General features: G+C 65.2%; 5 protein-coding genes. All 5 read left to right on the plus strand.

Going from position 1 to position 7,489, the window contains the following annotated elements; genetic code table 11:
• Nucleotide 1: 1 nt before the first annotated feature.
• Nucleotides 2-1,786, plus strand: coding sequence for a glutamine--fructose-6-phosphate transaminase (isomerizing) (gene glmS, locus VJ604_RS10270; protein ID WP_324082205.1), 1,785 nt, complete (start codon nt 2-4; stop codon nt 1,784-1,786).
• 13 nt (nt 1,787-1,799) lie between these two features.
• Nucleotides 1,800-2,930 carry a hypothetical protein gene (locus tag VJ604_RS10275; RefSeq protein WP_324082208.1) on the plus strand — a complete coding sequence of 377 codons (1,131 nt, stop codon included), beginning with the start codon at nt 1,800-1,802 and terminating at the stop codon, nt 2,928-2,930.
• Between the two features lie 241 nt (nt 2,931-3,171).
• Complete coding sequence (locus tag VJ604_RS10280) at nt 3,172-5,511, plus strand: ATP-dependent helicase (RefSeq protein WP_324082210.1); 2,340 nt, start codon at nt 3,172-3,174, stop codon at nt 5,509-5,511.
• Nucleotides 5,512-5,619: 108 nt separating this feature from the next.
• Nucleotides 5,620-6,612 carry a 4-hydroxythreonine-4-phosphate dehydrogenase PdxA gene (pdxA, locus tag VJ604_RS10285; protein ID WP_414652415.1) on the plus strand — a complete coding sequence of 331 codons (993 nt, stop codon included), beginning with the start codon at nt 5,620-5,622 and terminating at the stop codon, nt 6,610-6,612.
• A gap of 7 nt (nt 6,613-6,619) precedes the next feature.
• The coding region (locus tag VJ604_RS10290) for a transglycosylase domain-containing protein (protein ID WP_324082212.1) at nt 6,620-7,489 on the plus strand (870 nt) is incomplete at its 3' end.

Consider the following 7,489-nt stretch of genomic DNA (forward strand, 5'->3'; position numbering starts at 1 on the left):
CATCATCATAGAAGGGCTGAGGAAGCTGGAGTACCGCGGCTACGACTCGGCCGGCATCTGCACCATCACCGACGGCAAGGCGCGCATCAAGCGCAGCGAGGGAAAGCTCGTCAACCTTGAGCGGCTCTTGCAGTCCGATCCCATCGAGGGTACCGTCGGCATCGGCCATACCCGCTGGGCCACCCACGGCCGCCCCTCCGAGATCAACGCCCACCCGCACAAGGCGGGGAGCGTGGTGGTGGTGCATAACGGCATCATCGAGAATTACCTCCAGCTGCGCGACCAGCTGAAGGGGGCCGGCCACGTCTTCAAGAGCGAGACCGACACCGAGGTGATCTCCCACCTGATCCAGTCGCGGCTCGCCTCGGCGGGAAGCTTTGAGGCCGCGGTGCGCGAGGCGCTCGCCCAGCTGGAAGGTGCCTACGCCGTCTGCATCGTCTGCGAGGACGAGCCCGACGTGCTGATCGCGGCCAAGCTGGGGGCTCCCATGGTGGTGGGGCTCGGCGAGGGGGAATACTTCATCGCCTCCGACATCCCCGCCATCCTCGCCCACACCCGTTCCATGATCTTCCTGGAGGACGGCGAGGTGGCCGTCTTCAGGGGAGGGAAGGTCAGCTTCTCCTCCATCTCCGGGGAGCCGGTCGAGAAGACACCGCGCCACATCGACTGGTCGCCGCACATGGCCGAGAAGGGTGGTTACCGCCACTTCATGCTCAAGGAGATCTTCGAGCAGCCGCGCGCGGTCAGGGACACCATCGCCGGACGCTTGAGGGAAGTGGAGGGGGACGTCTACCTCGAGAACCTGGAGATGAGCGACGCGGAACTGAACGATATCAACCGGGTCTGCATCATCGCCTGCGGTACCTCCTGGCACGCGGCGCTGGTCGGCAAGTTCCTGATCGAGGAGCACTGCCGGGTGCCGGTGGAGGTGGATATCGCCTCCGAGTTCCGCTACCGCAACCCGGTGATCGACAAGCACACCCTGGTGATGCTGATCTCGCAGTCCGGCGAGACCGCCGACACCCTGGCCGCCATGCGCGAGTCCAGAAGGCGCGGCGGCAAGTGCGTCGCCATCTGCAACGTGGTCGATTCCTCCATCGCCCGCGAGGCCGACGGGGTGATCTACACCCATGCCGGCCCCGAGATCGGGGTGGCCTCCACCAAGGCCTTCGTCACCCAGTTGATCGCCCTGTACCTGTTCACCATCAGGCTCGGGCGCTCGCGCGGGGCGATGGACGTGGCACAGGGGAGAAAGCTCATCTCCGCCATCGTGCGGGTGCCGTCGCTCATGGAAGAGACCCTGAAGCTCAACGACCAGGTGGAGAAGGTGGCCAGGAACTACGTGGCGGCCCGCGACTTCCTGTACCTCGGGCGGGGGATGAACTACCCGATCGCACTGGAAGGGGCTTTGAAGCTCAAGGAGATCTCCTACATCCACGCGGAGGGGTACGCGGCGGGCGAGATGAAGCACGGCCCCATCGCGCTGATCGACGAGCACATGCCGGTGGTGGTGCTGGTCCCCAAGGGGAGCAACTACGAGAAGGTCTGCTCCAACATGGAGGAGGTCATCGCGCGCGGCGGGCGGGTGATCGCGGTCTGCTCGGCGGGGGATTCCGAGGTGCGGGAGAAGGCCGAGGTGGCCATCGAGATTCCGCTGGACGGTGAAGAGGTCAATCCCATCATCATCTCCATCCCGATGCAGCTGCTCGCCTATCACGTGGCGGTCCTGAAAGGTACCGACGTGGACCAGCCGAGAAACCTGGCGAAGAGCGTGACGGTGGAATAAACAGGAGCCTGCCATGGAAACTCCGACAGACGCAGTGGCCGAACTGGAAAAACGCCTGAAGTCCCTGCAGGAGCGGGGGGTAACCATCCTGGATCCCCGGCAGACCTACCTCGATCCGGCAGTCCAGCTGGAGAGGATCTCTGCCGGCGCCGTGCTCTACCCGGGCACCAGGCTGGTGGGGGCGAGGACCTATCTCGCGCCCGGCGCCAAGGTCGGTACCGAAGGGCCGGCCACCGTGGAAAACAGCGTGCTCGGGGAAAGGTCCGAGGTGGCGAGCGGGTTCGTGAGCGGAGCCGTGTTGCTGGAAAAGGCGAAGCTCGGCTCCAACTCCCACGTCCGGGAGGGGACTCTCCTGGAGGAGGAGGCCTCGACGGCGCACGCGGTCGGCCTCAAGCAGACCATCCTGATGAGCTACGTGACCTTCGGCTCGCTGATCAACTTCTGCGACGCCCTGGTCTGCGGCGGGACCTCCCGGCGCGACCACTCCGAGGTGGGGAGCGGCTTCATCCACTTCAACTTCACTCCGCAGGGAAAGCAGGGGGACAAGGCGACCCCCTCCCTGGTGGGTGACGTGGTGCGGGGGATGTTCCTCAAGGAGCCGCGCATCTTCCTGGGAGGGATGGGGGGGATGGTCGGGCCGCTCAAGGTCGGTTTTGGTTCGATCACCGCGGCCGGGCAGGTGGCCAGAAAGAACGTGCCGGAGAACCACCTGGTGAGCGAAGGGACGCCCCAGATCAGCAAGGAGTTCACGCCGGGCCGGGTCGATCCCGCCGAGCGGCGCACCGGCCCCAACCTGGAGTACATCGGGAACCTGGTGGCGCTGAAGGCGTGGTACGAAGATGTGCGGCTGCGGCGGATCCCGGACGGTAAGGAGTTCGAGCACCTGAGGGTGGTCACCAGGGAAGCGGCGGCCAACCTGGAGCTCTGCATCCAGGAGAGGATCACCCGGCTGAAGAGCTTCCTGGCCGAGCGCGTGGAAGGGAAGGCGCAGATCGAGTACACGGTGCCCCCCTGCCCGCTAAAGGTGCAGCCGGACGGCGCGCCCTACGTCGAGTGGGTGAAGTCGGTGCCCAAGGAGTTCGAAGAGCAGGCGAAAGGGTGGCTGCAGGCGATGGTGGCGGGGGTGAAGGTCACCTACCAGTAGGGCCACGCACCCCACAGGACAGTACTTATCCGCGCCGGGCCGACAGGTCCGGCGCTTTTCTGTTTTGTCGGACCCGTCTGACTGGTCCGACTGGTCCGACTGGTCCGACTGGTCCGACTGGTCCGACGTCCGACGGCCGCTGGGCCCGCATTCCTCTTTTGACCTCCTTCGGGCGAAGTGATATAAAAAGGTTCGCTGCAAATCCGGCGGCTGGCAGCGCCGGTCGGCCTCAAGGGACACCATGAAACTGCTCCACAACTTGAACCCTCCCCAGAAGGAGGCGGTGCTGCACGGCGAGGGGCCGCTGCTGGTCCTGGCCGGCGCCGGCTCCGGCAAGACCCGCGTCATCGTCCACCGCATCGCCTACCTCATCCACGAACGGGGCATTCCCCCCTGGCAGATCCTCGCCGTTACCTTCACCAACAAGGCGGCGGGCGAGATGCGCCAGCGTGTGGAGGCGGTGCTGGGAAGCGCCGAGGTCCCTTTCATCTCAACCTTCCACTCCTGCTGCGCCCGCTTCCTGCGCCAGGATATCCGCCACTTGGGCTACGACAGCAACTTCGCCATCTACGACGACAAGGACTGCGAAAAGCTTTTGAAGGACGTGGCCGCCGAGCTGCACCTCGACGAGAAGAAGTACCCTCCCAAAAGCCTCTCCGCCGCCATCGACGAGTTCAAGAACGCCGGCATGACTCCCGCCGACGCACCCACCGGCACCCCCTACCAGGCGACCATCGCCCGCGTCTACGCCCTTTACCAGCAGCGCCTGCAGCGCTGCAACGCGCTCGATTTCGGGGACCTGCTCCTCCTGACGGTGCGGCTCTTCGAAGAGAACCCGGAGGTGCTGGAACGGTACCGCAACCGTTACCGCTGGATCCTGGTCGACGAGTACCAGGACACCAACCCGGTCCAATACCGGCTGGTGCAGCTCTTGGCCGGCCGTGACCGCAACCTCTGCGTGGTCGGCGACGACGACCAGTCGATCTACGGCTGGCGCGGGGCGGACATCCGCAACATCCTCGAGTTCGAAAAGGACTTTCCGGGGGTCAAGGTGGTCAAGCTGGAGCAGAACTATCGCTCCACCAGGACCATCCTGGACGGCGCCTGGAACGTGGTGGAGAAGAACCGCGGCCGCAAATCGAAAAGGCTTTGGACGGAGAACTCGGAGGGTGAGCCGATCTTCTACCGCATGCTCCCCAACGAGTGGGAGGAGGCCAAGCTGATCTGCCGCGAAACGGAGCGCTACCTCGCAGAAGGGGGCGATCTCTCCGGAGTGGCGGTCTTCTACCGGACCAACGCCCAGTCCAGGGTGGTGGAGGACGCCATGGTGGCGGCGGGCATCGCCTACCACATGGTCGGAGGGCTCCGCTTCTACGCGCGCCTGGAGATCAAGGACATCCTCGGCTACCTGAAGGTGCTCGACAACCCTTCCGACGAGGTGGCGCTGAAAAGGATCATCAACACCCCGCCGCGCGGCATCGGGGCCGCCACCGTGCAGCGCATCTCCGAGCTCGCTGCCGAGTGGGGCATTTCCTTCTACTCGGCCATGGTGGAGGCGACCAAAGGGATCGTGCTGGCCGCTGGCGCCCGCGGCAAGGTAACCGCCTTTATCCAGGAACTGGGCAAGTACCGCAGCCTTGCCGACACGCTGCCGCTTGACGAACTGACCGCCGCCATCATCCAGGATTCCGGCTACCTGGCCCGGCTGAAGGAGCAGAAGAGCGACGATGCGCGGGACCGGATAGAGAACCTCCAGGAGCTGGTCACTGCCATGCAGGTCTTCCAGAACGGCCCCGGCGACAAGGGGCTGGCCGCTTTCCTGGAACAGGTCGCCCTGGTCTCCGACCTCGAGGAGGAGGGGGAGGGGCAGAAGTCGTCGGCGACCCTGATGACGCTGCACTCCGCTAAGGGGCTGGAATTCCCGCTGGTCTTCATGATCGGCATGGAGGAGGGGCTCTTCCCCCACCAGCGCTCCCTGGAGGACCCGAGCCAGATGGAGGAGGAGCGAAGGCTCTGCTACGTGGGCATGACCCGCGCCATGAAACGGCTCTACCTCACCAACGTGCGCAGGCGTCACATCTTCGGGCGCGAGCAGATGAACCCACCGGCGCGCTTTCTGCGCGACATCCCCCCCGAGCTGTTGAGCGCCGGCGACGAGCTGCAACAGTACCAGCAGCGCTACGGGTCCTCCGCGCTGGGAGTCGAGGAGCAGTACCGGCAGGGATCGTTCGGCGCCCAGCCTTCCTACGCGGGCGGCGAGGCCTACCGGCAGCCTTTCGGGACCCAGCCGTCCCGGGGAGAGTTCCAGCATCCCCAGCAGGCACCCGCAGGCTCCTCCCACAACCTGGCTTCCCTGTTCGAGGACGAGATGGAGCCGGAGTTCGACAACGAGGTGCGCAGGGTGTCCGAGGACCAGGAGGAAGGGGTCGTGCTCGGCATGCGGGTGCGCCATCCGCAGTTCGGTCCAGGCACCATCAGGAAGATCGAAGGGTCCGGCGACAACCAGAAGGTGATCGTCTGGTTCAAGTCGGTCGGCCCGAAAAAACTGTTGGTGAGGTTCGCCGGCCTGGAAAGGGACTGATAGAGCAAGATTCAGGTGGCCCTTCGACAGGCTCAGGGCGAACGGAGAGTTGAGGATGGGGAAGTAGTGAAAGAGCTGAAGGTGGAAAAACCTGTCATTGCGGTAACCATGGGGGATCCCAGCGGGGTCGGGCCGGAAATCGTGGCGGCGGCGCTGGCGGATCCGGCCATCGCTTCGGCCGCACGTCTTCTGGTAGTGGGGGATCGCGGCGCCATGGAGCGAGGGATCCAGGTGGCCGGGGTCTCGTGGGTCATCGAGACGGTGGATTCGCTGCCGGCGACCCCCCGCCCGGGTGTCCTCTACTTGCGCGAACTCTCCCAGCTTGCCCCCTCTGACATGGTGTACGGCAAGCCCACCCCGGCCGGCGGCGACGCCTCCTTCCGCTACGTCTGCGAGGGTGCGCGGCTCTGTCTGAGCGGCGAGGCGGCGGCCATGGCGACTGCTCCCATCAACAAGGAGTCGATGAACAGCGCCGGCCACCACTACCCGGGCCACACGGAACTCCTGGCCGAGCTGACCGGTTCTCCGGAGGTGGTCATGATGCTGGCGGGGGACCGCCTGCGGGTCACCCTGGTCACCATTCACGAGGCCCTTTCCCGCGTTCCGGCGCTGGTCACCTTCGACCGGGTCCTCTCCACCATCAGGATCACCCACGACTCACTCTCACGCTGGTTCCGCGACAACCCGCGCCTGGCAGTGCTCGCACTCAACCCGCACTGCGGTGAGGGGGGACTGTTCGGCGACCAGGAAAGCCGCATCATCGCTCCCGCCATCGCCCAGGCCCGGGCGGAGGGGATCGACGCGGTGGGGCCGCTTTCGGCCGACACCCTCTTCCATTTCGCCGCTGCGGGGATCTACGACGCGGTGGTCTGCATGTACCACGACCAGGGGCTGATCCCGCTGAAGCTCCTGCACTTCGACGACGGCGTCAACGTGAGCCTCGGCCTCCCCATCATCCGCACCTCAGTCGATCACGGCACCGCCTACGACCTCGCCGGCACCGGGCGTGCCTCGGCCGCCAGCATGAAGGCTGCCGTGCTGATGGCGGCTCACATGGCTGAAAAGGGTGTCGCGGGGAGCGCCGCAACGCAAGGACGGTAACACCGTGATGAAAAGAAAATACCTCTGGTGGGCTGCCGCCGCCTTCATCCTCTACATCGGCTATGTCGCCGTCTCCCTCTGCTTCCTGCCGCCGGTCGAGGAGTTGAAGGACAGGAAGGTTAACGTCTCCATCCAGGTCAGGGACTGGCACGGTGACTTCCACCCCTACGTGGTCGGCCCCAAGAACCGCTACTGGACCCCTTCGGCCAGGATACCGTCGGAGATGAAATGGGCGGTGATCCTCGCCGAGGACTCCAACTTCTATAAGCACGAAGGGGTCGACGTCAAGGCGATCAAGGACGCCATCAAGTACGACCTGGAGAAGAAGAGCTTCGCCAGGGGCGCCTCGACCATCACCCAGCAGGTGGCCAAGAACCTCTTCCTCTCCCGGGAGAAGACCCTGACCCGCAAGGCGAAGGAGATCTATCTTGCCAAGCGGATGGAGCAGGAATTGACCAAGGGGCGCATCATCGAGCTCTACCTGAACGTGATCGAGCTCGGCCCGATGGTCTACGGTATCGGCCACGGCTCCCGCTACTACTTCGGCAAATCCCCCCAAGACCTCACCCCGCGCGAATGCGCTTTTCTGGCCGCCATGCTGCCTGGGCCGCGGGTGGCCTATAACCCGTACAAGAACCTGGACAAGGTCCTCAAGCGCTCGAACATGATCCTCCGACTGCTCGCCTCCAAGGGGGTGCTCTCCGAGGACGAGTACCGAAGCGCCCTTGCCGAGATACCGAACCTGGGCAGGATGCAGAAGAAGGTGGATCAGAGCATCCAGCAGGCGGCGGTCATGACCAACATGTCCAGCGCCCGCCTGTCGGAGCCGGCGGTGCCCCGCAAGGAGGAGGGGGCGGAGGCGCCCAAAGGAGAGGGC

Origin of the sequence: Geomonas sp., assembly GCF_035254065.1 — a bacterium.
Taxonomy (GTDB): Bacteria; Desulfobacterota; Desulfuromonadia; order Geobacterales; family Geobacteraceae; genus Geomonas.

Coding starts and splice junctions, on each gene's coding strand:
- VJ604_RS10280 (WP_324082210.1), top strand. CDS start 3,172: ATGAAACTGCTCCACAACTTGAACCCTCCCCAGAAGGAGGCGGTGCTG.
- pdxA (WP_414652415.1), top strand. CDS start 5,620: ATGGGGGATCCCAGCGGGGTCGGGCCGGAAATCGTGGCGGCGGCGCTG.
- VJ604_RS10275 (WP_324082208.1), top strand. CDS start 1,800: ATGGAAACTCCGACAGACGCAGTGGCCGAACTGGAAAAACGCCTGAAG.